Below are 24,045 nucleotides of genomic sequence, written 5' to 3'. Positions count from 1 at the left end.
GCGTTATTGACGCATTGAATCTGCGTCATAGGGAAGGTATGTAAAGATGGTACAGGTGAGAGCACACCAGCCGATCAACACCGACGGCAGTATCAATCTCGAGGCTTGGCTCGATCACGCGGTCAGTATCGACACGGCACTGGATCGCGAAGCCTTGAAAGAAGCCTGTGAGTTCGCGCGTGAAGCGGAACAGCAACACAACGCGGCGAAGAACCTCTGGTCCGAAGGCACCTCGAGTTTTCAGACGGGCCTTGAGATCGCCGAAATCCTTGCCGACCTCAAGCTCGACCAGGATTCCCTGGTGGCTGCGGTGCTTTACCGTGGTGTGCGCGAAGGGCAGATCCAATTGCCGGTGGTCAGCCAGCGCTTCGGCACGGTGGTCGCCAAGCTGATTGACGGCGTGCTGCGCATGGCGGCGATCAGTGCCAGTCTCAGTCCGCGCCAGTCCATGGTCCTGGGCACCCAAGGCCAAGTGGAGAACCTGCGCAAGATGCTGGTGGCCATGGTCGACGACGTGCGCGTCGCACTGATCAAACTGGCCGAACGAACCTGCGCGATCCGCGCGGTGAAGTCCGCCGACGACGAAAAGCGCAACCGCGTCGCCCGGGAAGTGTTCGATATCTACGCGCCACTGGCCCATCGCCTTGGCATCGGCCATATCAAGTGGGAGCTGGAGGACCTGTCCTTCCGCTACCTGGAGCCCGACCAGTACAAGCAGATCGCCAAGTTGCTGCATGAGCGGCGCCTGGATCGCGAGCGTTTCATCACGGATGTGATGACCCAGTTGCGGGAAGAATTGCAGGCCACCGGCGTGGAGGCCGACATCAGCGGCCGGGCCAAGCACATCTATTCGATCTGGCGCAAAATGCAGCGCAAAGGCCTGGAGTTCAGCCAGATCTACGACGTCCGCGCTGTTCGCGTACTGGTCCCGGAAATGCGCGACTGCTACACCGCGCTGGGTATCGTGCACACCTTGTGGCGGCACATTCCCAAGGAGTTCGACGACTACATCGCCAACCCGAAGGAAAACGGCTATCGCTCGCTGCACACGGCGGTGATCGGCCCGGAGGGCAAGGTGCTGGAAGTGCAGATTCGCACCCACGCCATGCACGAGGAAGCCGAGCTTGGGGTTTGCGCCCATTGGAAATACAAGGGCACCGACGTCAAGTCGGGCTCCAACCACTACGAAGAGAAAATCTCCTGGCTGCGTCAGGTGCTCGAGTGGCATGAAGAACTCGGTGACATTGGCGGTCTGGCCGAACAACTGCGGGTCGATATCGAACCGGATCGGGTCTATATCTTCACCCCCGACGGCCATGCCATCGACCTGCCCAAGGGCGCCACGCCGCTGGACTTTGCCTATCGGGTCCACACCGAGATCGGCCACAACTGCCGTGGCGCCAAGATCAACGGGCGGATCGTGCCGCTCAACTACAGCCTGCAAACCGGTGAGCAGGTCGAGATCATCACCAGTAAACACGGCACACCGAGCCGCGACTGGCTGAACCCGAACCTGGGCTACATCACCACATCGCGAGCGCGGGCGAAAATCGTTCACTGGTTCAAGTTGCAGGCTCGCGACCAGAACGTCGCCGCCGGCAAGACCCTGCTCGAGCGCGAACTCAGTCGCCTGGGTCTGCCGCAGGTGGATTTCGACAAGCTGGCCGAAAAGGCCAACATGAAAACCGCCGAAGACATGTTCGCCGCTCTCGGTGCCGGCGACTTGCGCCTTGCGCAACTGGTCAACCTGGCTCAGCAACTGGTGGAGCCGGAGCGCGGCAACGAGCAGTTGGAACTGATCCCGCGCAAGGCCACCGGCTACAAGCCCGGCAAGCGCGGCGACATCCAGATCCAAGGCGTGGGCAACCTGATGACCCAGATGGCCGGCTGCTGCCAGCCGTTGCCTGGGGATGCGATCGTCGGCTACATCACCCAGGGCCGTGGGGTGAGCATTCACCGCCAGGACTGTGCTTCGGTGCTGCAACTGGCCGGCCGTGAGCCGGAGCGGATCATCCAGGTCAGTTGGGGCCCGGTGCCGGTGCTCACCTACCCGGTGGACATCATCATTCGCGCCTACGACCGTTCCGGCCTGCTGCGTGACGTGTCCCAGGTGTTGCTGAACGAGCGGATCAACGTGTTGGCGGTCAACACCCGTTCGAACAAGGAAGACAACACGGCGCTGATGTCCCTGACCATCGAGATTCCGGGGCTGGATGCGCTGGGGCGGTTGCTGGGGCGGATTTCCCAACTGCCGAACATCATCGAGACCCGGCGTAATCGTACGCCGGGGTGATGAGGCACTGTTAAACCCTGTCCAGTGTGGGAGCGAGCCTGCTCGCGATCGCGGTGTGTCAGCGCACATTGAAGTTGGATGTGCCTCCCTCATCGCGAGCAGGCTCGCTCCCACAGTGACTCATGTAATGAGATGGATTGATGTATAGCCTCGAAGACCTGCTGCACCTGATGAACCGTCTGCGCGACCCGCAGTACGGCTGCCCGTGGGACATCAAGCAAACCTACGAAACCATCGTTCCCCATACCCTGGAAGAAGCCTATGAAGTGGCCGATGCCATCGAGCGCGGCGACTTCGATCACTTGCAGGGTGAACTGGGTGACCTGTTGTTTCAGGTGGTGTATTACAGCCAGCTGGCGCGAGAGGAAAACCGCTTCGAATTCGCCGGAGTGGTCGACAGCATCACCCGCAAGCTGATTCGTCGACACCCTCATGTGTTCCCTACCGGTGATCTGTATGCGCCCATGGACTTGCCGCGATTGAGCGAAGAGCAGGTCAAGCAACGCTGGGAAGAGATCAAGGCCGAGGAACGGGCCGAGAAGGCCGCCGCGCCCGAGCAGTTGTCGCTGCTCGACGATATACCGGTGGCGTTGCCGGCGCTGTCCCGTGCGGCGAAGCTGCAAAAACGTGCGGGGCAGGTCGGTTTCGACTGGCCGGGCCCGTTGCCGGTGCTCGACAAGGTCCGGGAGGAGTTGGACGAAGTCCTCGAAGCGATGGCTGACAACGATTCGGTGGCCATCAGCGATGAGATCGGCGACCTGCTGTTCAGCGTAGTGAACCTGGCCCGGCACCTGAAAATCGACCCGGAAACGGCCCTGCGTGACGCCAATGGGAAATTTGAGCGACGTTTCCGATTTATCGAACAGGCATTGCGCGACACCCACCGTCCCATGGAAGATTGCACCCTCGAAGAGTTGGACGCCTTATGGGGCGAAGCCAAACGTCAGGAAAAGAATTTGCCCAGCTGTGGCTGAGGCTGTTGCCTAAGTGAGTAAGCACCATGAGCCTTTCCCTTCGCGACCAGTTGCTCAAAGCAGGGCTGGTCAACCAAAAGCAGGCCAAGCAGGTCGGCAAAGAGAAACAGAAACAGCAGCGTCTGGCCCATAAGGGTCAGATCGAACTGGATGACTCCCAGCAGCGTGCCGCCCAGGAGGCGATGGCCGAGAAGGTCAAGCGCGATCAGGAACTCAACCGTCAGCAGCAGGAAAAAGCCGAGCAGAAAGCCCGGGCCGCGCAGATCAAGCAACTGATCGAAGTCTCGCGTTTGCCGAAGCTGACCACTGAGGACTATTACAACTTTGTTGACGACAAGAAGGTCAAGCGCATCTCGGTCAACACGCTAATGCGCAACAAGTTGAGCAGCGGCTCGCTGGCGATCGTCCATCATGCCGGCGGCTACGAAGTGATCCCGCGCGAAGCGGCCCTGAAAATCCAGGAGCGCGATCCCAAGCGCATCGTGCAGCTCAATACCCAGACCGAAGAAGTGGACGCGGATGATCCGTATGCGGCGTATCAGATCCCTGATGATTTGATGTGGTAAGGATGAACTGAACACTAAACTGTGGGAGCGAGCCTGCTCGCGATGGCGATCTGTCAGCCAACATTGATGTTGCTGATCTACCGCTATCGCGAGCAGGCTCGCTCCCACAGGGATTGTTATCGTTCAGGATTCTGCCATTTCCCGCGAGCGCTGCCTTTCCTGGCATTCCAGCTCGGCCTTATAGCTATTGGCATCCGTCTCGGAGTGGAACATCCCCACCAGCAGGTCCTGTTGATGTACATCCCAGATGCGGATCCCGGCGGCAATACCTTCATGGGACATGTGAGCGTCATCGCGTTCAGTTACTTTCACAGTCATCTTGCAAGCTCCAATCTCTGTTATCTGCAGCAAGGCGTGTGCAGGACTTTGTTATAGATTTGGGTAGCCGGCTAAGTAAATGCCTGGGTCTGTTAAGAAAATTTCATGAAAAGCTCAGCGATCCCGCAGGCCAGGCAATGCGCGGCATTCGGTCGCAGGTGTTTTTCATGAAGAAGGTTTCATGTTTCGGGGGCGAAATGTGAGGCGTCACCTTGTGGGAGCGAGCCTGCTCGCGATAGCGGTATGACTGATACACCGCTATCGCGAGCAGACTCGCTCCCACAGGTTTATCTTCTGCAGGTGCAGTTTTAGTGTTCAGGAAATCCGGGCATAAAAAAGCCCCGCACTGGGCGGGGCTTTCCTTGGTGTCGGCGTCGGTCAGCTGCCTTTGACAGCCTTGCCGTTAACCGTACCGTCCTGGAGCATGATGTTGTACTCCTTGCCGTCGGTCTCGACCTGTTGCAGGCGTACCAGCAGGTAATCCCAATCCTTGGCGAACCAAAGCACCGTGATGCGTTTGCTTTTTGTCGGGTCGCGCACGCGCTCGACCTTGATCGCGTCGATCTGGCCGGCCTTGGTGTCGACCTTCTCTGGGCCCAGTACGCGGAAGTCGTAGGTGTCGATCTCGCCATCATCGACAACCTGATAGCTCATGCTTTTCTTGCCGGCCGCTACATCGTGCTGCAGGGCCAACTGATACGTGGATTTATCGACCATGCCACGGTTGAGTGGCAGTTTGACCGGATCGCCGCGATCGGTGCCGGTGACCATCTTGGTGTTCCAGTCGAAATCCAGGTCGGCTTTCTTGGCCTTGCCCAAGCCGCCACGTTCAAAGTGGTAGGACTGTGGCAGCAGCGTGTCCTTGTCCAGGGTCAGGGTGCTTTCTTCCGTCAGGCTGGCGATCATCATCGAAGCCTTGAAGCTCAGCTTCCAGGTGCCGTTGGCCTCTTTGGTCAGGCTGCGCTCGGCGGTGCCGCTCATGGGCAGCTGTTTCCAGTCGGCGGTGTAGCTGGCGGAGAACGGTTGAAGGTCTGCGGCCTGTGCCAGGGGCAGGGCAAGCAGAGCGCAAGCGAAGAGCAGGGCGCGACGCATAAAATCTCCTAGTATCGAATCAAATGGCCGCTGGCGGCGAGCAACTGGCCGTCCAGTGAGGCACCGCGATCGTCGAGGGTCAGCCGGCCTTCGGCAAACCAACGCACGGCCATCGGGTAGATCTGGTGTTCCCGGGCGTGAACCCGTTGGGCCAGGCTTTGCGGCGTATCGTGCAACTCTACCGGTATTACTGCCTGTACGACCAGTGGTCCGCCATCGAGTTCCTCGGTGACGAAGTGCACCGAGCAGCCATGCTCCGTGTCTCCGGCCTCCAGCGCGCGCTGGTGAGTGTGTAACCCTTTGTATTTGGGCAGCAGCGATGGATGGATATTGAACAGGCGGCCCTGGTAGTGACGCACGAAGCCGGCGCTGAGGATGCGCATGAAGCCGGCCAGAACCACCAGTTGCGGATTGAACGTGTCGATCTGTTCGATCAGCGCGGCATCGAAGGCTTCGCGGCCATCGAACGCTTTGTGATCCAGGACGCGGGTGTCGATCCCCGCGTCCCTGGCGCGTTGCAGGCCGTAGGCATCGGCGCGGTTGGAAATCACCGCGCGGATGCGGACCGGGCTATCGCCGGTCCGCGTGCTGTCGATCAGGGCCTGCAAGTTGCTGCCGGTGCCGGACAACAGCACCACGACATCACAGGTTGCAGGCTTCTGTTCTTGCATCAGTGAGCCTTAAGGTTTTTCAGCTCGACCTGGGCAGCGCCTTCGGCGGCGGTACTGATCTGGCCGATGACCCAAGGTTGCTCGCCGGCTTCACGCAGTACATTCAGGGCCGTTTCAACGTGCTCCTGGGCTACGCAGATCACCATGCCCACGCCGCAGTTCAGCACGCGGTGCATTTCGGTTTCATCGACGTTGCCTTTCTCTTGCAGCCAGTCGAACACGGCCGGACGGGTCCAGCTCGCCACGTCAACCACCGCCTGGGCGCCTTTTGGCAATACGCGCGGGATGTTGTCCAGCAGGCCACCGCCGGTGATGTGGGCCATGGCCTTGACGGCGCCGGTGTCCTTGATCAGCTTGAGCAGCGGCTTGACGTAGATGCGGGTCGGGGCCATCAGCAGGTCGGCCAGTGGCTTGCCGTCGAGCTGGGTGTTTTCGATGTCGGCACCCGAGACTTCGATGATCTTGCGGATCAGCGAATAACCGTTGGAGTGCGGGCCGGACGATGGCAGGGCGAGCAGGGCATCGCCAGTGGCGACTTTCGAACCGTCGATGATTTCGGATTTTTCCACGACACCGACGCAGAAACCGGCCAGGTCGTAGTCTTCGCCTTCGTACATGCCTGGCATTTCAGCGGTTTCGCCGCCGACCAGGGAGCAGCCGGACAGCTCGCAGCCGGCGCCAATGCCGGTGACCACCTGGGCGGCGGTGTCGACGTTCAGTTTGCCGGTGGCGTAGTAGTCGAGAAAGAACAGCGGCTCGGCGCCGCAAACCACCAGGTCGTTCACGCACATGGCCACCAGGTCGATGCCGATGCTGTCGTGCTTGTTCAGGTTCAGGGCCAGACGCAGCTTGGTGCCGACGCCGTCAGTGCCCGAAACCAGCACTGGTTGCTTGTAGCCGGCCGGGATCTCGCAGAGGGCGCCGAAACCGCCCAGGCCGCCCATGACTTCCGGGCGCGCAGTGCGCTTGGCGACGCTCTTGATGCGTTCGACCAATGCTTCACCGGCGTCGATGTCTACACCGGCGTCCTTGTAGCTCAGGGAGGGTTGCTTGCTCATGATCCAGGCCTTTAGGGGGGATTTCTGGGTAACGACCGACCGCCGGGGCCATTGAATAACCGTTGTACGAATTATTCCGGGTGCCCAGCCATTGCCGGTCTGCGAAGGCGCGCGATTTTATCAGGCTTGAGGGGCAGCGGCCATCCTCGCGCCGACGGGCAGGGACATATCCTTGGAAAAAAACCGATATTTCTCCTATTGGTGCTGCGCCATGCGTCTGTATAAGGTGTAGCGGTAACCGGCTATGGTGATGACAGTGCGAAACTTCCAGCGGGCGTGTGAATGTTTTGCCAGGTGCTGTGGTCACAGCCATGCTCATTTTCTTCACACGGCCTGTTCCAGCCGTTATGTCCGGGAATCTTCCATGCGTTTTTTCAAACTCTTGTCTGTGGGTTGCCTGTCGTTGATCAGCGTGGCGAGCCATGCCGAAAACCTCAATAACCTCTATCAGGTGCTCGAGCCGGTCAGCAGCCAGGCCCCGCAAGAGCGTGACCAGGCGACTCTGCGCGCCCTCGACACGCTGGTGCTGCGCCTGACCGGCGATGCCAAGGCCGCCCAGAATCCCGGTCTGGCGGCGATCCGCAAGGACCCTCAGCAGATCATTCTTCAATATGGTTACGATGCCGGGCCGCCGGAAAGCCTCAAGGTGGATTTCGATCCAGCGAGCACTGACCGGGCCTTGCGCTCGGCGGGCTTGTCGCTGTGGGGCGCGAATCGGCCTGCGATTCTGGGCTGGTGGCTGAACGACTCGGCTGAAGGTTCCAACCTGGTGGGCGATGGCCAGGGCAGTGCCGAGCCACTGCGCCGCGCCGCCCAGCACCGTGGCCTGCCGCTGCACCTGCCCCTGGCGGATTTGAGCGAGCAGATCGTTGCTACCGCGCCAAACCTGGAAGGCAGTGACCCGGCCCCGCTGCGCGAAGCATCGCAGCGTTATGGCGCAGACGCCTTGTTGGCGGTCCATGCCAAGGAAGAGGGCGGCCAATGGCAGGCGACCTGGCGCTTGTGGCAGGGTGACCAGCGCGAGCAGGGCAATGCCCAGGGCGCCGACCCTGCCGCCCTGGCTGATGCGGTGATGCTGGCGGTGAGCCAACGCCTGGCGCCGCGTTTCGTTACCAAGCCGGGCGTGGCCACCGAGCAACTGCTGGAAGTGCAGGGCATGAACCTGGAACGTTATGCGGCGCTTGGGCGTTTGCTCGAGCCGTTCGGTGGGCAGTTACAGCGGGTTGAAGGGGACCGGATCATTTATCGGGTCAACGGCAGCGCCGAACAGTTAAAAGCGCAATTGGCCCTGGCGAAACTGCAGGAAATTCCTGCCGACGAAGCCGTCGCGCCAGTGCCTGTGGCCCAGCCAGCCGCTGATGGCTCAATTCCGGCCGCCGCGCCATCGCCTGAACCGACGGCCAACCTGCGGTTTCGCTGGTAGTTTTTCTTTCTTATATAGCTAGGAGTGGTTCATGGGCGATACGCGGCGTTGGTTCTGGTTGGGTGGGGTCGCCCTGCTGTGTGTGTTCATCTATTTGCTGCATCCGATCCTCACGCCGTTCCTGGTTGCGTTGCTCCTGGCCTATCTGTTCGACCCATTGGTAGATCGCCTGGAAAAACTCGGCCTGTCCAGGACCTGGGGCGTGGTGTCGGTGTTTGGGCTGATCATCTTGATTGTCATCGCCCTGATGCTGGTGCTGATCCCGATGCTGGCCAAGCAACTGATGCGTCTGTACGAGCTGGCGCCGCAGATGCTCGACTGGTTGCAGCACACCGCCGTGCCGTGGGTTCAGTCGAGGCTGGGGTTGGCTGAAGGGTTCTGGAAGTTCGACAAGGTCAAGGCGGCCATCAGCGAGCATATGGGGCAGACCTCTGACATCGTCGGTGTGGTATTGAGCCAGGCCACGGCCTCGGGACTGGCGTTGATTGGCTGGCTGGCGAACCTGGTGTTGATTCCGGTGGTGGCCTTTTATCTGCTGCGCGACTGGGACTTGATGATGGCCAAGATCCGCAGCTTGCTGCCACGCCATCGTGAAGAACGCATCATGACCCTGACCGGCGAATGCCATGAAGTGTTGGGGGCGTTTGTGCGTGGACAATTGTTGGTGATGGTGGCGCTGGGCTTCATCTATGCGGCGGGATTGATGCTGGTGGGCCTGGAGCTGGGGCTATTGATCGGCTTGATCGCCGGGCTTGCCGCCATCGTGCCGTACATGGGCTTCGTCATCGGTATCGGCGCGGCGTTGATTGCCGGCTTGTTCCAGTTTGGCGGTGATCTGTACCCGATGGTCGGCATCGTGGCGGTGTTCATGGTCGGGCAGGCTCTGGAAGGCATGGTGCTGACACCGTTGCTGGTGGGTGATCGCATCGGTTTGCATCCAGTAGCGGTGATCTTTGCGATCCTGGCAGGGGGGGAGTTGTTCGGTTTTACCGGGGTTCTGCTGGCGCTGCCGGTGGCGGCGGTGATCATGGTGCTGGTGCGTCATATGCACGATCTGTACAAGGATTCAGACATCTACAGTGGCGTCGAAGACCCCGAGCTATAACGCCAATGGCGGGCGCGGCGGTTGTCCCGGCGTCAGGGAAACCGTCGCTCCACCGTTCTGTCGCTGCAAACCTTTGATTTTGCTCGTGGTCCGGCGCATTGTGCGGTCCGCGTCACGGGTATAAACTTTGCGCACTTTACACAGAGGCCACTAACGGTTCTTTTGGAACTGTTCAGTCAGCATGAAACCGATTCAGCTGCCCCTAGGTGTGCGTCTGCGTGATGACGCCACCTTTATCAACTACTACCCAGGCGCCAATGCCGCTGCACTCGGCTATGTCGAGCGGCTTTGCGAAGCCGACGCCGGCTGGACCGAGAGCCTGATCTATCTGTGGGGCAAGGACGGGGTAGGGCGCACGCATCTGTTGCAGGCCGCTTGCCTGCGGTTCGAGCAATTGGGCGAGCCGGCGGTGTATCTGCCATTGGCCGAGTTGCTGGATCGCGGTGTTGAGATCCTCGACAACCTTGAACAGTACGAACTGGTTTGCCTGGATGATCTTCAGGCGGTGGCCGGCAAGGCTGATTGGGAAGAAGCGCTGTTTCATCTGTTCAACCGGTTACGCGACAGCGGCCGGCGTTTGCTGATTGCAGCCTCGACGTCGCCGCGGGAACTGCCGGTGAAGCTGGCCGATCTCAAGTCCCGTCTCACCCTGGCGCTGATTTTCCAGATGCGTCCGCTCTCCGATGAAGACAAGCTCCGTGCATTGCAGCTGCGCGCTTCCCGGCGTGGCCTGCACCTGACCGATGAGGTCGGGCACTTTATCCTTACCCGCGGCACCCGCAGCATGAGCGCGTTGTTCGAACTGCTCGAACGCCTCGACCAGGCGTCGCTTCAGGCCCAGCGCAAACTGACCATCCCTTTTTTGAAAGAAACCCTTGGCTGGTAGAAGTCGCAGCAATAGTGGCTTATAGCCTGCTTCTGCCACGTCAGAGCCCGCGCCCCTTCTGGGCTGCAGGCTGCATGGGGCCTGGTAACGGTTTCGGCGCTTAGATGTAAACCTAAAACCGAGAAGTCACATTTGCATCGATTGAATTTGCAAATGAGCTTGATAGTGGGCATAGTCTCGCCATCTTTACAACTTCAGCCACGGTCGTGCCCATGCTAAGTCGCTTCGCACCCCTGGTGCCTCTCGCACTCGTTACCCTGTTGTTCGGTTGCGCTGCCCACTCTCCAGTGTCCCAGCAAGCGCAACAACCACAGGTTCAAAATTCCGTTACTGCCCAGTCTTCCTCTGTTGCACTTCAGGAAGAAATGGCCACCGACAAAGAGCTGGCAGACTTCGCCGGCAGCAAGCCTTATCAGCTTCCGGTGCTGGCTGACAGCATCCTGGAGCGGGGCATGTCCTTGATCGGTACCCGCTATCGTTTTGGCGGTTCCTCCGAGGCTGGCTTCGATTGCAGCGGTTTCATTGGGTATCTGTTTCGCGAAGAGGCTGGCATGAGCCTGCCGCGCTCCACTCGCGAAATGATCAACGTGAAGGCCCCGCTGGTTGCTCGCAACGAGCTTGAGCCGGGCGATCTGCTGTTCTTCGCTACCAACGGTCGTCGTGGTCGCGTCAGTCACGCCGGTATCTACCTGGGTGATAACCAGTTCATCCATTCCAGCAGCCGTCGCAGCGGTGGCGTGCGCATCGACAGCTTGGGCGATAGTTACTGGAGCAAGACCTTCATCGAAGCCAAGCGGGCCCTCGCTATGGCACCAACCGTGGTCACTGCTCGCAAGTAAGCCCACAGTTTGTAAGGCAAACTTAAAGTCTTACTTGAAGTTTGCCTCATAGCCGCTAGAATCCATGATCATTGATTGATGGCAATCCGCCTGCGTATTCCGCAGGCGGCTTTGTTTTCAAGCCCACGGCAGAAAAGCCGCATCCAGATCAGGATTGTTCTGCATATGTCGACGTCGGCCCGCCTCGCTATCATGTTCTTTGTCGCGCTGCTCAGCGCTTGCGCCAGCCGTACTCCGCCACCTGCGCCAGTGCGGGCTCCGGTGGTATTCGCTCCCGCGCAAAGCTTTTCCCCGGTTGCCGAAGACGTGCTGTTCCGGGCGCTGGGGTTGGTGGGAACACCCTATCGTTGGGGCGGTAACACGCCGGATTCAGGCTTTGATTGCAGTGGCCTGATTGGCTATGTGTATCGCGATGCGGCCGGTATCTCCCTGCCGCGTTCCACCCGCGAGATGATTGGCATGCGCGCCCCCAGTGTGGGCAAGGAGGCGTTGCAAACCGGGGACCTGATTTTCTTCGCCACTAACGGCGGTTCTCAGGTCAGCCATGCCGGGATCTATGTCGGGGAAGGGCGCTTCGTCCACGCGCCAGCGACCGGCGGTACGGTCAAGCTCGACAGCCTGTCCAAGGCTTATTGGCAGAAAGCCTATCTGAGCGCCAAGCGGGTGCTGCAACCGGCGCATCTGGCGCGTAATCCCTGACGATTCAAGTTCGCTTTTTGCGCCGATCAGCAGAACTCTTGTGGCGAGGGAGCTTGCACCCGTTCGGTTGCGCAGCAACCGCCAGCAGCAGGGGGCCGCTACGCGACCCAGCGGGAGCAAGCTCCCTCGCCACAGGTTCCAGTGTTCAGGTCAGCTTCTTCAGCGGTTATTTAGCCCAAACCCGCCAAATCTTGTTCCCCACATCATCAGCCACCAACAGCCCGCCTTGCTTGTCGATCACCACGCCCACTGGTCGGCCTTGGGCTTTTTCATCGGCATTCAGGAAACCGGTCAGCACATCCACCGGTTGCCCCACCGGCTTGCCGGCATTGAAGGGGACGAAAATCACTTTATAGCCGCTGTGGGGTTTACGGTTCCATGAGCCGTGCTGCCCGATGAATGCCCCTTCGGTAAACGGCGCTGGCAAGGTGCTGCCTTCGGCGAACGTCAGGCCCAGTGACGCGGTGTGGGGGCCGACGGCGTAATCCGGGGCGATGGCCTTGGCCACCAGTTCCGGTTTTTGTGGCTCGACCCGCTTATCGACGTGCTGCCCGTAATAGCTGTAGGGCCAACCATAGAAGGCGCCGTCCTTGACTGAGGTGATGTAGTCCGGGACCAGGTCGCTGCCGATCTCATCGCGCTCATTCACCGCGGTCCATAGCGCGCCACTGCGCGGCTCCCAGGCCAAGCCGTTGGGGTTGCGCAGGCCCGAGGCGAAGATGCGGTGATTGCCGCTGGCGCGGTCCACTTCCCAGATGGCCGCGCGGCCTTCTTCGGCCTCCATGCCGTTTTCCCCGACATTGCTGTTCGAACCGGTAGTGACGTACAGCTTGCTGCCGTCCTGGCTGGCGATCACGTTTTTGGTCCAGTGGTGGTTGAGCGTGCCACCCGGCAGGTCGACGACCTTGGTCGGCTGCGCCTTGATTTGCGTATCGCCCTCTTTATAGGGAAAGCGAATCAGTCGGTCGGTGTCGGCCACGTAGAGATCGTTGCCCACCAGCGTCATGCCGAACGGCGAATTGAGGTTTTCCAGAAAGACCGTGCGGGTTTCGGCGATGCCGTCATGATTGGCATCACGCAACAGGGTAATGCGATTGGGGCTGGGCACTCCCGCGCCGGCGCGGCCCATGACTTTCTCCATGACCCAGCCACGAATGCCTTTGGCGTCGTCCGGTTTGGGCGGCGCGTTGGTTTCTGCCACCAGCACGTCACCGTTGGGGAGCACGTAGAGCCAGCGCGGATGATCCAGCCCCTCGGCGAATGCGCCCACTTGCAGTCCCTGCGCGGGGGTGGGCTTGGCGCCATCCGGCCAGCCGACCGCTTCAGCAATGTTGACGGTGGGGATCAGGGTCTTGTTCGGTTCCGGCAGTTTTGGCGAGGGGCCAGTGCCGTCGGAAACCTGCAGCGTGGAAGACTCGCCGCAAGCAACAAGCCCTGCGGCCAATGCGACGATCAGAAGGTGGGGTGGCTTGAGCATGCGGGCTTCCCTATGAGTGCATGGTAGTTACTCATAGAGAAGCTTAGACCCGTGATGGTTCAACCGTTCAGCCGTTGGCCTGCTTGAGCAGCACGGCGATGCCCGGATGATACTGCCCGGCCTCATTGCGCAATTTGCGATAGGCATAAGGGAAGTACCAGGCCACGGCGCAGGTATTTTCCTTCTGCAGTTCATCGATCATGTCCTGCAGCTCTTCTGGCGTGGTGCTTTGCTGAGCCTTTTGCGGTGCGACGAACAGGCAACCCAATCGCAGGTCACTGGAGTAACTGATACGTTTGGCGTCGCTGGTGATGTCGAGCAGCGGCTGAGTGAGGTTGAGACTCTTGACCTTCGGCCAGCGTTGAGTGGCCTGGATGAAAGCGCGCTCCTCGGTGCTGGCGATGAACAGGTCGGCGCTGACGTTGCGTTCGCCTTCTTCATTCTGTTTGCGGGTGGGGGTGTGCTGCAGCGTGACCATTTCGGCCATCCAGGCTGCGGCCGACATCAAGCCAAGATTGGCTTTTTCATCGAACCAGTAAGGTGTGTCGTTATCGCCGCGCACGGCGTTGTAACGGTCGATACAGTCAAACCAGCGTTCCAGCACCGGGCGCAGGAATTCCAGTTTTGGATTGCTGATGATCATGCCTTGCATGCTTTTGCCCCCTTGTTATTGTGATATCGGGTCGTGATGCCTATTTGATATCACTTGCCGCAGCATGGCACAAGATTGGCGTCATTTTATTGATCAGGGCCAATGTTCGTTGTTGAACCTGTGGCGGCTTTAATTGACGCTCCACCCCCAACCCTCTAACCTTCGCGGCTTGTTTCAGGTGCTCTGTGACCGGGCGATCGTCGGGTCGACAGAGTGAAACAGGGAAGCCGGTGAGTGCATACGAACCCGGCGCTGCCCCCGCAACGGTAAATGAGTCAACGCTGCGCCTGGCCCTGCACAGGGTCACCAGCCACTGTGTCCATATGACATGGGAAGGCGCGCAGCCCGGCATCACGCCGCTCATGAGCCCGGAGACCGGCCTGATTCATCCAACGGCATCACGGTGGGCGATGCCAGGCTTGTTGCCGTCTTTTTTGTGCCCGCCCGCCGTTATCCAATCCCAACGGAGAGCTCCCATGACCCAGACCCCCGATCGCGACGAACGCCACCTGGCGCGCATGCTGCGCAAGAAAGCCGTGATCGACGAGCGCATTGCCAACTCGCCCAACGAATGCGGCTTGCTGCTGGTGCTGACCGGCAACGGCAAGGGCAAGAGCAGTTCGGCGTTCGGCATGCTGGCCAGGTCCATGGGGCATGGCATGCAATGCGGCGTGGTGCAATTCATCAAAGGCCGAAACAGTACCGGTGAGGAGCTGTTTTTCCGCCGCTTCCCGGAACAGGTGCGCTTTCATGTCATGGGCGAAGGTTTCACCTGGGAAACCCAGGATCGCCAACGTGACATCGCCGCTGCCGAGGCGGCCTGGGCGGTCTCGCGTCAATTGCTGAGCGATCCGTCCATAGGCCTGGTGGTGCTCGATGAACTCAACATCGCCCTCAAGCACGGTTACCTCGACCTTGATCAGGTCCTGAGCGACCTGCAGGCCCGCCCGCCGATGCAGCACGTGGTGGTGACCGGTCGCGGCGCGAAGCCGGAGATGATCGAACTGGCCGACACCGTCACCGAGATGGGCATGATCAAGCATGCGTTCCAGGCCGGCATCAAGGCGCAGAAAGGCGTCGAACTGTGAGTGATGTTTCTTTAGCAAGTCGTCACTGCCCGGCGGTGCTGATCGCCGCCCCTGCTTCCGGGCAAGGCAAAACCACCGTCACCGCGGCCCTGGCGCGCTTGCACCGCAAGCAGGGGCGCAGGGTGCGGGTCTTCAAGTGCGGGCCTGATTTTCTCGACCCGATGATCCTTGAGCGGGCCAGCGGCGCACCGGTCTACCAACTGGACATGTGGATGGTCGGCGAGCAGGAAAGTCGTCGTTTGTTGTGGGAAGCCGCCGCCGAAGCCGACTTGATTCTGATCGAAGGGGTGATGGGGTTGTTCGATGGCACGCCATCGAGTGCCGATCTGGCCCGGCACTTCGGCGTGCCGGTGCTGGCAGTGATCGATGGCACGGCCATGGCCCAGACCTTCGGCGCCCTGGCCCTGGGGCTGGCGCGGTATCAGCCGGACTTGCCCTTCGCCGGGGTGCTGGCCAATCGGGTCGGCACCTTGCGTCATGCGCAGTTGCTCGAAGGCAGCCTGACCGAAGGCCTGCGCTGGTACGGCGCCTTGTCGCGGGAAACCGGCATCGAACTGCCAAGCCGCCATCTTGGGTTGGTCCAGGCCAGTGAGTTGAATGATCTGGATCTGCGCCTCGACGCCGCCGCCGATGCCTTGGCTGGCAGTTGTGAAGTGGCGTTGCCGCCCGCCGTGGAATTCGTCGCGCCAGCGGTGATTGCCGCGCATCCGTGGCTGGAAGGTGTGCGCATCGCTGTGGCCCGGGACGAAGCGTTTGCCTTCACCTATGGCGCGAGCCTGGATCTGCTGCGAGCCATGGGGGCGCAACTGAGCTTCTTTTCACCTATTCATGACAGCGAACTGCCGGAGGCGGACAGCCTGTATCTGCCCGGTGGTTACCCGGAACTGCACCATGTTGCGCTGGCGCAAAACGCGCCGATGCTGGCAGCGATCCGCGCGCACCATCAAGCAGGCAAACCCTTGCTCGCTGAATGCGGCGGCATGCTTTATCTGTTGGACTCGTTGACGGATGTGGACGGCACCCGCGCCGAGCTGCTTGGGTTGCTGGCCGGTGACGCGCAGATGCAAAAGCGTCTGGCGGCCCTGGCGCTGCAATCGGTGGAGTTACCCGAAGGCACCCTGCGCGGGCATACCTATCATCATTCCCTGACCAGCACCGAGCTTGCGCCCATTGCCCGAGGCCATAGCCCTAACGGCGGACGCGGGGCGGAGGCGGTTTTCCGGCAGGGACGGATGACGGCTTCCTACGTGCATTTCTATTTTCCGTCGAATCCGAGGGCGATTGCCGGGCTGTTTGCGCCTGACCCTGAAACCGTCTTCGCGAGCAAGCCCGCTCCCACAGGGGATCGCGTGATCTCAAGTACAGCACCCGCCGATGTGGGAGCGAGCCTGCTCGCGAAGCGACCATGACCGACAACGCCTTCCCCCAGGCCGAACGCGATGCCGTCTACCGGGCCATCGCCGAACGCCGCGACATGCGCCACTTCACCGGCGGCACCGTTGAGCCAGCGTTGCTGCGCCGCCTGCTGGAAGCTGCGCATCAAGCCCCCAGTGTGGGGCTGATGCAGCCGTGGCGGTTCATTCGCATCAGCGACCGCGCCTTGCGTGGGCAAATCCGTCAACTGGTGGAGCAGGAACGCATCCGCACCGCCGAGGCCCTGGGTGAGCGCAGCGATGAGTTCATGAAGCTCAAGGTTGAAGGCCTCAACGACTGTGCCGAAGTGCTGGTGGCGGCGTTGATGGATGATCGCGAGCGTTATGTCTTCGGTCGACGAACCCTGCCGGAAATGGACCTGGCCTCGTTGTCCTGCGCGATCCAGAATCTGTGGCTGGCCTCCCGTGCCGAAGGGCTGGGGATGGGCTGGGTTTCTCTGTTCGAGCCCCAGGCCCTGGCCGAACTGTTGGGCCTGCCCGCCGGCGCCAAACCGCTGGCAATATTGTGCCTGGGGCCGGTCGAGGGTTTTTACCCGGCACCGATGCTCGTCCTGGAAGGCTGGGCGCAGCCGCGTGCGCTGGATGAATTGCTCTACGAAAACCATTGGGGAGTCAGCCCATGAGTGTGGCGTTGCTCAGTGCCGCCGCAGTGGCGCTGGATGCGCTGTTGGGCGAACCCCGACGCGGGCATCCGCTGGTGGCCTTCGGTCGCTTTGCCGATCGTATCGAACAACGTTTCAACTCCGGCGGGCGTGGCTGGCGCAGTCATGGCGTGACGGCGTGGATCATCGCCGTGGTGCCGCTGACCTTGTTCGTGACGGCGCTGTCCTGGGCGCCGTTGGTGGGCTGGCTGGTGGAAATCCTGGCGCTCTACCTCGCCCTCGGCCTGCGCAGCCTCGGGGAGCATGTCGAGCCGGTGGCCCGGGCACTGCGTGGTGGGGATCTGGACGAAGCGCGTCGGCGGGTCGGCTACCTGGTCAGTCGCGAAACCGCCGAACTGGATGAGACGGCCGTCGCTCGTGCCGCCACTGAGTCGGTGCTGGAGAACGGCAGTGACGCGGTGTTCGCCGCGCTGTTCTGGTTCGCCGTCGCGGGCGCGCCGGGTGTGGTGTTGTATCGCCTGAGCAATACCCTCGACGCCATGTGGGGCTACCGCAACGAGCGCTTTGAGCGTTTCGGTTGGGCGGCGGCCAAGATCGATGATGGGCTCAACTATATTCCGGCGCGCCTGGTGGCGCTGACTTACGCCGTGCTTGGGAAAACCCGTCTGGCGCTCAAGTGTTGGCGCACCCAGGGCCCGACCTGGGACAGTCCCAATGCTGGGCCCGTGATGGCCGCCGGCGCGGGCGCACTGGGGGTCGAACTGGGTGGCGCGGCGGTGTATCACGGCCAATTGCATCAACGTCCGCCCTTGGGTGAAGGCGCCCCGGCGAACGCCGAGGCCATTGATCGCGGCTGGCAACTGGTCCAGCGTGGCGTATGGTTGTGGTTGCTGATTCTCTGCCTGGGAGCTGAGTTTTATGCTTGAGCACGGTGGACGCCTGCGCAACGCGGCCAGGCAATACGGGATTGCCGAGGCGCACTGGCTGGATCTGTCCAGCGGCCTGGCGCCCTGGCCGTTCGACGTGCCGGCGATTGCACCACGGGCCTGGGCACGCCTGCCCGAGACCGATGACGGGTTGGAACAGGCCGCCTGCGATTATTACGGCGCCATGCATGTGCTGCCGGTGGCGGGTTCGCAGATGGCCATCCAACTGTTACCGCGCCTGCGCCGTGCTGGCAAGGTCGGCGTCCTCTCACCCTGTTACGCCGAACACGCCGAAGCCTGGCGCCGCAGTGGCTACATCGTGCGCGAAGTGCTGGAGCCGGAAGTGGACTTCTTCCTCGACAGTCTTGACGTGCTGGTGGTGGTTAACCCGAACAACCCCACGGGCTTGCAGTTGAGCCCCGAGCGCTTGCTGGACTGGCATGCCCGACTGGCCCAGCGCGGTGGCTGGCTGGTGGTGGATGAAGCGTTCATGGATGTCACGCCACAACTGAGCCTGGCCGCCCATGCTCATCAGGTCGGGTTGATCGTGCTGCGTTCGTTTGGCAAGTTTTTTGGCCTGGCCGGGGTTCGCCTGGGATTTGTATTGGCCGAGCGCCACTTGCTCAAGTTGCTCGCCGAACAAGTCGGGCCGTGGGCCGTCAGCGGGCCGACCCGAGTGGTGGGCCAGGCGTGCCTGCTGGATACCGACGCCCACGCCCGCCAGCGCCAACGCTGCGAGGACACCAGTCAGCGCCTGGCGCTGACGCTCGAACGCCACGGCTTCAAGCCTCAGGGCGGCTGCGGGTTGTTTCAATGGCTGGTCACTGAACACGCCCAGGCACTTTACGATTTCATGGCCCTGCGCGGCATTCTTCTGCGGTTGTTTACCCATAACAGCAGCCTGCGCTTTGGGTTGCCGGCCGATGACGGTGAGTTCCTGCGCCTCGAACAAGCTTTCGAGGCCTACGCCAAGGACATTCAATGACCACTGTAATGGTGCAGGGCACCACGTCCGATGCCGGCAAAAGCACTCTCGTCACGGCGTTGTGCCGCTGGGTCAGGCGTCAGGGTGTGAGCGTGGTTCCGTTCAAACCACAGAACATGGCACTCAACAGCGCGGTAACGGCCGATGGCGGCGAAATCGGCCGTGCCCAGGCCGTGCAGGCCCAGGCGGCTGGTCTGGAACCGCATACCGACATGAACCCGGTGCTGCTCAAGCCCAACAGCGACACCGGCGCCCAGGTCATCATCCATGGCCGCGCCGTCACCACCATGAATGCGGTGGCCTATCACGATTACAAAGCCATCGCGATGCAAGCGGTGCTGGCCTCCCACGAACGTTTGAGCGCGGCGTATCCGGTGGTGATGGTGGAGGGCGCGGGGTCCCCGGCGGAGATCAATCTGCGCGCCGGTGACATTGCCAACATGGGCTTTGCCGAGGCGGTGGACTGTCCGGTGCTGCTGATTGCCGATATCAATCGCGGCGGCGTATTCGCCCACCTTGTGGGTACCCTGGAGCTGCTTTCGCCCAGCGAACAGGCGCGGGTCAAGGGCTTCATCATCAACCGTTTTCGCGGCGACATCGCCTTGCTGCAACCGGGCCTGGACTGGCTTGAGGCGCGCACCGGCAAACCGGTGGTTGGCGTGTTGCCCTACGTGATGGACCTGCATCTGGAAGCCGAGGACGGTCTCGATCAACGCCAGGCCGACAAGGCCGAGCAGGTGCTCAAGGTGGTGGTGCCGGTATTGCCGCGCATCAGCAACCACACCGATTTCGATCCGCTGCGCCTGCATCCGCAGGTCGACCTGCAATTCATCGGCCCGGGCCAGCCGATTCCTGCGGCTGACTTGATCATCCTGCCGGGTTCAAAGAGCGTGCGCAGTGACCTGGCCTACCTGCGTGCCAACGGTTGGGAGACGGCCATCCAGCGTCACCTGCGTTATGGCGGCAAATTGCTGGGAATCTGCGGTGGTTTGCAGATGCTCGGCCTGCAGGTCCACGATCCGCTGGGGCTGGAAGGGGCCGCGGGTTCCAGCACCGGGCTGGGCTTGCTGGCCTTCGAGACGACCCTGGAACACGAGAAACAGTTGCGCAATGTGCGCGGACGACTGGCCTTGGAAGAGGCCGAGGTCAGCGGGTATGAAATCCATGCCGGTGTAACCTCAGGCCCGGCATTGGAAAACCCGGCGGTGCAGTTGGATGACGGTCGCTGTGACGGCGCCCAGAGTCTGGATGGGCAGATTTTCGGCACCTATCTGCATGGGCTGTTCGAGTCACCGGCGGCCAGTAGCGCCTTGTTGCGTTGGGCCGGGTTGCAGAATGTGCAGGCGGTGGACTACCACGGCTTGCGCGAGCGGGACATCGAGCGGTTGGCGGATCTGGTGGAGCGGCATTTGGATACGGGGTTGTTGCGTGAACTCTGTGGAATCTAGGGTGGCTGCACTGACCTCATCGCGAGCAGGCTCGCTCCCACACTGGATCTGCGGTGTACATAAATCCCTGTGGGAGCGAGCCTGCTCGCGATGAGGCCGGCAGCAACACCGCCTATTTGAAAGGTAAAAACATGTTGCAACTGATCCTCGGCGGCGCCCGCTCCGGCAAGAGTCGCCTAGCCGAAAAGCTCGCCACGGACACCCGCTTGCCCGTCACCTACATCGCCACCAGCCAACCCCTGGATGGCGAGATGAACGAACGGGTCACCCAACACCGCGCTCGCCGTCCGGCCGAATGGGCGCTGGTGGAGGAACCGTTGGCCCTGGCGCGGGTGCTGCGCGATAACGCAGGTTCAGGGCAATGCCTGTTGGTGGATTGCCTGACCCTGTGGCTGACCAATCTGCTCATGCTCGACAACCCCGAGCAGTTGCACGCCGAGCGTGATGCTCTACTGGAGTGTGTTGGGGCTCTGCCGGGCGAAATCATTTTTGTCAGCAACGAGACCGGAATGGGTGTCGTGCCGCTGGGCGAGTTGACTCGCCGTTATGTCGATGAAGCCGGTTGGCTGCATCAAGCTTTGGCCGAACGTTGCCAGCGCGTCGTACTGACCGTTGCCGGGCTGCCCCTGACTCTCAAAGGTACTGCGTTATGAATCATCGCTGGTGGCTGGACCCGTGCAAGCCCCTCGACAGCCAGGCCCTGGAGCAGGCCGCGGTCCGTCAGCAACAACTGACCAAGCCGGCCGGCTCCCTGGGGCGGCTCGAAGCCGTGGCGGTGCAGCTGGCGGGTTTGCAAGGGCAGGTCAAACCTGGACTGGATCAACTGTGGATTGCGATCTTTGCCGGCGATCATGGTGTGGTGGCCGAAGGCGTATCGGCCTATCCCCAGGAGGTCACCGGGCAGATGCTCCTCAACTTCGTCAGCGGCGGCGCGGCGATCAGTGTATTGGCGCGGCAACTGGGCGCCTCGTTGGAAGTGGTTGACCTGGGCACTGTGACGCCTTCTCTGGCGCTACCCGGTGTGCGGCATCTGAACGTGGGGCCGGGTACCGCGAATTTCGTGCAGGGGCCGGCGATGACCGTGACCCAAGGCGAGCAGGCATTGCTGGCCGGGCGTGACAGTGCGCTGCGCGCTGTCGCCGCCGGAACGCAGCTGTTTATCGGCGGAGAAATGGGTATCGGCAACACCACGGCGGCCAGTGCCCTGGCCTGTGCCTTGCTTGACTGCCCGGTGACTCACCTGGTCGGGCCGGGCACCGGGCTGGACGCCGCGGGTGTCAGCCGCAAGGCTCAAGTCATCGAACGCGCCCTGGCGTTGCACGGCGCACAGCGCAACGATCCACTGCAAACACTGTTCAACCTGGGCGGGTTTGAAATCGCAGCGTTGGCTGGCGCGTATCTGGCCTGCGCCCAGCAGGGCGTTGCGGTGCTGGTGGATGGTTTCATCTGCAGCGTCGCAGCACTGGTGGCGGTGCGTCTCAATCCTCAATGCAGGCAATGGCTGTTGTTCGGCCATCGCGGTGCTGAGCCTGGGCATCGGCACGTTCTGGAAACCCTCGGCGCTGAGCCGCTCCTTGACCTGGGCCTGCGCCTGGGTGAGGGCAGTGGTGCGGCGTTGGCGGTGCCGCTGTTGCGCCTGGCGTGTGATCTTCACGGGCAGATGGCGACCTTTGCCGAAGCGGCTGTGGCGGATCGCCCAGCATGACTTTGCACCTGGACCTGCTGCGCCACGGCGAGACCGAACTGGGCGGCGGGCTGCGTGGCAGCCTCGACGATGCCTTGACGGACAAGGGCTGGGAGCAGATGCGCGAGGCGGTCGCGGCGGGCGGGCCCTGGGATCGGCTGGTGAGTTCACCGTTGCAGCGTTGCGCCCGTTTCACTGAGCAACTTGGCGTCCGGCTCGATTTACCGGTGCACCTGGACAAGGATCTGCAGGAGCTGCATTTCGGCGCCTGGGAAGGCTGCAGCGCGGCGGCGTTGATGGACACCGACGCCGAGGCGCTGGGCCGCTTTTGGGCCGATCCCTACGCATTCACTCCACCGGGCGGCGAGCCGGTGCTGGAGTTTTCGAAGCGGGTCCTGGCGGCGGTTGAACGCCTGACAGTTGCGTATGCTGGGGAGCGCGTGTTGCTGGTCAGTCATGGCGGCGTTATGCGCTTGCTGCTGGCCCAGGCCCGGGGTTTGCCGCGCGAACAGTTGCTCAATGTCGAAGTCGGCCATGGCGCGTTGTTTTCACTTCGCGTCCAATCTGGTCCAGTGCTCAAAGAGGCGGTCTGACCATGTTGCCGTTCTGGATCGCCTTGCAGTTCCTGAGCAGCCTGCCGGTTCGCTTGTCGGGCATGCCGGAGCCGGCGCAGTTGGGGCGTTCGTTGCTGTGCTATCCGCTGGTAGGGCTGTTGTTCGGTGGCTTGTTGTGGGGGCTTGATGCCATGTTGCTTGGCACGCCGCTGCTGCTCCATGGCGCCCTGTTGCTGACCGCGTGGGTGCTGCTTAGCGGCGGCCTACACCTGGATGGCCTGGCCGACAGCGCGGATGCCTGGCTCGGCGGCTTTGGCGATCGCGAGCGCACGCTGCTGATCATGAAAGACCCCCGCAGCGGGCCGATCGCGGTGATTACGCTGGTGTTGGTGCTGTTGCTCAAATTCGCCGCATTGCTGGCGCTGATCGAGCAACGGCAAACCCTGGCATTGATCCTGGTGCCGGTGTTGGGCCGTGGCGCATTGCTGGGGTTGTTCCTGACCACGCCCTATGTACGGGCCGGCGGGTTGGGGCAGGCGCTCGCCGACCATCTGCCGCGCCACGCGGGCTGGCAGGTATTGCTGGCCTGCGCGGTGGGATGCGTGCTGGTGGCGGGCTGGAGCGGGGTAGCGTCGCTGCTGATCGCCCTGGCGATATTTATCGGCTTGCGCCAGATGATGTTGCGCAGGCTGGGAGGTTGTACCGGGGATACGGCAGGCGCCTTGCTGGAGCTGCTTGAAATGGGGGTATTGGTTGGGCTGGTGCTGATCTTGAATTGAGCGCTACCTGTCTGGCGGGGGGATTCAGCTTGAAATTTCCTGAATTAAAATTTGCATTCATTTAATCGCGGGTATATACACGCACTATGCTTGCCTCCCAATGTTTGTGCATCAACCTGCGTCGCGCCGCTCGGGGCGTCAGCAGGTATTACGACGGCGCCCTCGACGGCTTCGGGATCAACGTCGCCCAGTATTCCTTGCTGAGTAACCTGGCGCGCCTGGACCAACCGAGTATCTCTTCCCTGGCCGAGGCCATGGGCCTCGACCGCAGCACCCTGGGACGCAACCTGCGGGTACTGCAAGGTGAGGGGCTGGTGGCGCTGGCCGAAGGTGAAGACTTGCGTAATCGCATTGTCGAACTCACTGAAGCCGGGCATGCCCGGCTGGCGGCGGCGTTGCCGGCCTGGGAAGCGGCGCAACAACGATTGATCGATAAGCTGGGCGCCGAAAAGCGCGCAACACTGCTGGCCTTGCTGGATGAACTGGCGTGAAG

The 24,045-nt window shown here is 61.7% G+C and carries 25 protein-coding genes and 1 riboswitch; of the genes, 19 read left to right on the top strand and 6 right to left on the bottom strand.

Annotation, left to right across the window (positions count from 1 at the left end):
* Positions 1-46: 46 nt before the first annotated feature.
* The 3 genes from relA (at position 47) to BM132_RS17370 (ending at position 3,833) form a co-directional block, all read left to right on the top strand.
* Positions 47-2,293 (top strand): GTP diphosphokinase, encoded by a 2,247-nt coding sequence (gene relA / locus BM132_RS17380; RefSeq protein ID WP_047228731.1) that lies wholly within the window; start codon positions 47-49, stop codon positions 2,291-2,293.
* Between the two features lie 140 nt (positions 2,294-2,433).
* Positions 2,434-3,267: a nucleoside triphosphate pyrophosphohydrolase gene (gene mazG / locus BM132_RS17375; protein ID WP_092457211.1), complete on the top strand. Its 834-nt coding sequence runs from the start codon at positions 2,434-2,436 to the stop codon at positions 3,265-3,267.
* A 26-nt stretch (positions 3,268-3,293) separates the two neighbouring features.
* Positions 3,294-3,833: a DUF2058 domain-containing protein gene (locus BM132_RS17370; protein ID WP_030142404.1), complete on the top strand. Its 540-nt coding sequence runs from the start codon at positions 3,294-3,296 to the stop codon at positions 3,831-3,833.
* A gap of 123 nt (positions 3,834-3,956) precedes the next feature.
* Here BM132_RS17370 and BM132_RS17365 read toward each other — a convergent pair whose 3' ends face one another.
* The 4 genes from BM132_RS17365 to purM form a co-directional block, all read right to left on the bottom strand.
* The gene (locus tag BM132_RS17365; protein ID WP_092457208.1) at positions 3,957-4,151 is read right to left on the bottom strand and encodes a hypothetical protein; all 195 of its coding nucleotides are present in this window, start codon (positions 4,149-4,151) and stop codon (positions 3,957-3,959) included.
* 378 nt (positions 4,152-4,529) lie between these two features.
* Entirely contained in the window at positions 4,530-5,243 is a 714-nt protein-coding gene (locus tag BM132_RS17360) for a DUF3108 domain-containing protein (RefSeq protein WP_047228728.1), read from the bottom strand.
* Positions 5,244-5,251: 8 nt separating this feature from the next.
* Positions 5,252-5,914: a phosphoribosylglycinamide formyltransferase gene (purN, locus tag BM132_RS17355; protein WP_092402744.1), complete on the bottom strand. Its 663-nt coding sequence runs from the start codon at positions 5,912-5,914 to the stop codon at positions 5,252-5,254.
* Positions 5,914-6,972, bottom strand: coding sequence for a phosphoribosylformylglycinamidine cyclo-ligase (purM, locus tag BM132_RS17350; protein WP_092457205.1), 1,059 nt, complete (start codon positions 6,970-6,972; stop codon positions 5,914-5,916). The genes purN and purM overlap by 1 nt, the downstream gene beginning before the upstream one ends.
* A 364-nt stretch (positions 6,973-7,336) precedes the next feature.
* Here purM and BM132_RS17345 point away from each other — a divergent pair, with 364 nt between their 5' ends.
* The 5 genes from BM132_RS17345 to BM132_RS17325 all read left to right on the top strand — a co-directional run bounded on the left by BM132_RS17345 (position 7,337) and on the right by BM132_RS17325 (position 11,924).
* Positions 7,337-8,395 carry a DUF2066 domain-containing protein gene (locus tag BM132_RS17345; RefSeq protein WP_092457202.1) on the top strand — a complete coding sequence of 353 codons (1,059 nt, stop codon included), beginning with the start codon at positions 7,337-7,339 and terminating at the stop codon, positions 8,393-8,395.
* Between the two features lie 31 nt (positions 8,396-8,426).
* Positions 8,427-9,500, top strand: coding sequence for an AI-2E family transporter (locus BM132_RS17340; RefSeq protein ID WP_092457199.1), 1,074 nt, complete (start codon positions 8,427-8,429; stop codon positions 9,498-9,500).
* 181 nt (positions 9,501-9,681) lie between these two features.
* Entirely contained in the window at positions 9,682-10,386 is a 705-nt protein-coding gene (gene hda / locus BM132_RS17335) for a DnaA regulatory inactivator Hda (RefSeq protein ID WP_003178999.1), read from the top strand.
* Positions 10,387-10,598: 212 nt separating this feature from the next.
* Complete coding sequence (locus BM132_RS17330) at positions 10,599-11,225, top strand: C40 family peptidase (protein WP_092402750.1); 627 nt, start codon at positions 10,599-10,601, stop codon at positions 11,223-11,225.
* 165 nt (positions 11,226-11,390) lie between these two features.
* Positions 11,391-11,924: a C40 family peptidase gene (locus BM132_RS17325; protein ID WP_092457621.1), complete on the top strand. Its 534-nt coding sequence runs from the start codon at positions 11,391-11,393 to the stop codon at positions 11,922-11,924.
* Positions 11,925-12,090: 166 nt separating this feature from the next.
* Here BM132_RS17325 and BM132_RS17320 read toward each other — a convergent pair whose 3' ends face one another.
* Together BM132_RS17320 and BM132_RS17315 are read right to left on the bottom strand one after the other, a co-directional pair.
* Complete coding sequence (locus BM132_RS17320) at positions 12,091-13,401, bottom strand: PQQ-dependent sugar dehydrogenase (protein ID WP_092457196.1); 1,311 nt, start codon at positions 13,399-13,401, stop codon at positions 12,091-12,093.
* 67 nt (positions 13,402-13,468) lie between these two features.
* The gene (locus BM132_RS17315; RefSeq protein WP_092457193.1) at positions 13,469-14,053 is read right to left on the bottom strand and encodes a hypothetical protein; all 585 of its coding nucleotides are present in this window, start codon (positions 14,051-14,053) and stop codon (positions 13,469-13,471) included.
* Positions 14,054-14,212: 159 nt separating this feature from the next.
* A riboswitch (cobalamin riboswitch) is annotated at positions 14,213-14,452 on the top strand.
* A 77-nt stretch (positions 14,453-14,529) separates the two neighbouring features.
* Between BM132_RS17315 and cobO the strand changes: the two genes are divergently transcribed.
* The 11 genes from cobO to BM132_RS17260 all read left to right on the top strand — a co-directional run bounded on the left by cobO (position 14,530) and on the right by BM132_RS17260 (position 24,043).
* On the top strand, positions 14,530-15,141 hold the full coding sequence (gene cobO / locus BM132_RS17310; RefSeq protein ID WP_092402758.1) for a cob(I)yrinic acid a,c-diamide adenosyltransferase: 612 nt from the start codon (positions 14,530-14,532) through the stop codon (positions 15,139-15,141).
* The gene (locus tag BM132_RS17305) at positions 15,138-16,550 is read left to right on the top strand and encodes a cobyrinic acid a,c-diamide synthase CobB (protein ID WP_092457190.1); all 1,413 of its coding nucleotides are present in this window, start codon (positions 15,138-15,140) and stop codon (positions 16,548-16,550) included. Before cobO ends, BM132_RS17305 begins: the two co-directional genes overlap by 4 nt.
* A complete protein-coding gene (gene bluB / locus BM132_RS17300) occupies positions 16,547-17,197 on the top strand; it encodes a 5,6-dimethylbenzimidazole synthase (RefSeq protein WP_092457187.1) in 651 nt (216 codons plus the stop codon). The genes BM132_RS17305 and bluB overlap by 4 nt, the downstream gene beginning before the upstream one ends.
* Positions 17,194-18,102: an adenosylcobinamide-phosphate synthase CbiB gene (gene cbiB / locus BM132_RS17295; RefSeq protein WP_092457184.1), complete on the top strand. Its 909-nt coding sequence runs from the start codon at positions 17,194-17,196 to the stop codon at positions 18,100-18,102. Before bluB ends, cbiB begins: the two co-directional genes overlap by 4 nt.
* On the top strand, positions 18,095-19,087 hold the full coding sequence (cobD, locus tag BM132_RS17290) for a threonine-phosphate decarboxylase CobD (RefSeq protein ID WP_092457181.1): 993 nt from the start codon (positions 18,095-18,097) through the stop codon (positions 19,085-19,087). Before cbiB ends, cobD begins: the two co-directional genes overlap by 8 nt.
* Positions 19,084-20,535: a cobyric acid synthase gene (locus BM132_RS17285; RefSeq protein ID WP_092457179.1), complete on the top strand. Its 1,452-nt coding sequence runs from the start codon at positions 19,084-19,086 to the stop codon at positions 20,533-20,535. The genes cobD and BM132_RS17285 overlap by 4 nt, the downstream gene beginning before the upstream one ends.
* A gap of 131 nt (positions 20,536-20,666) precedes the next feature.
* A complete protein-coding gene (gene cobU, locus BM132_RS17280) occupies positions 20,667-21,188 on the top strand; it encodes a bifunctional adenosylcobinamide kinase/adenosylcobinamide-phosphate guanylyltransferase (RefSeq protein ID WP_092402866.1) in 522 nt (173 codons plus the stop codon).
* Positions 21,185-22,240 carry a nicotinate-nucleotide--dimethylbenzimidazole phosphoribosyltransferase gene (gene cobT, locus BM132_RS17275; protein ID WP_092402770.1) on the top strand — a complete coding sequence of 352 codons (1,056 nt, stop codon included), beginning with the start codon at positions 21,185-21,187 and terminating at the stop codon, positions 22,238-22,240. The genes cobU and cobT overlap by 4 nt, the downstream gene beginning before the upstream one ends.
* Positions 22,237-22,812, top strand: a complete 576-nt coding sequence (cobC, locus tag BM132_RS17270) for an alpha-ribazole phosphatase family protein (RefSeq protein ID WP_092402772.1) — start codon at positions 22,237-22,239, stop codon at positions 22,810-22,812. The genes cobT and cobC overlap by 4 nt, the downstream gene beginning before the upstream one ends.
* A gap of 2 nt (positions 22,813-22,814) precedes the next feature.
* On the top strand, positions 22,815-23,552 hold the full coding sequence (locus BM132_RS17265) for an adenosylcobinamide-GDP ribazoletransferase (protein WP_092457176.1): 738 nt from the start codon (positions 22,815-22,817) through the stop codon (positions 23,550-23,552).
* Positions 23,553-23,638: 86 nt separating this feature from the next.
* The gene (locus BM132_RS17260) at positions 23,639-24,043 is read left to right on the top strand and encodes a MarR family winged helix-turn-helix transcriptional regulator (RefSeq protein WP_092402776.1); all 405 of its coding nucleotides are present in this window, start codon (positions 23,639-23,641) and stop codon (positions 24,041-24,043) included.
* Positions 24,044-24,045 lie beyond the last annotated feature (2 nt).

Source organism: Pseudomonas sp. NFACC45, assembly GCF_900113505.1.
GTDB classification, from domain to species: Bacteria; Pseudomonadota; Gammaproteobacteria; order Pseudomonadales; family Pseudomonadaceae; genus Aquipseudomonas; species Aquipseudomonas tehranensis.
This window is presented reverse-complemented; position numbering and strand designations above follow the sequence as displayed.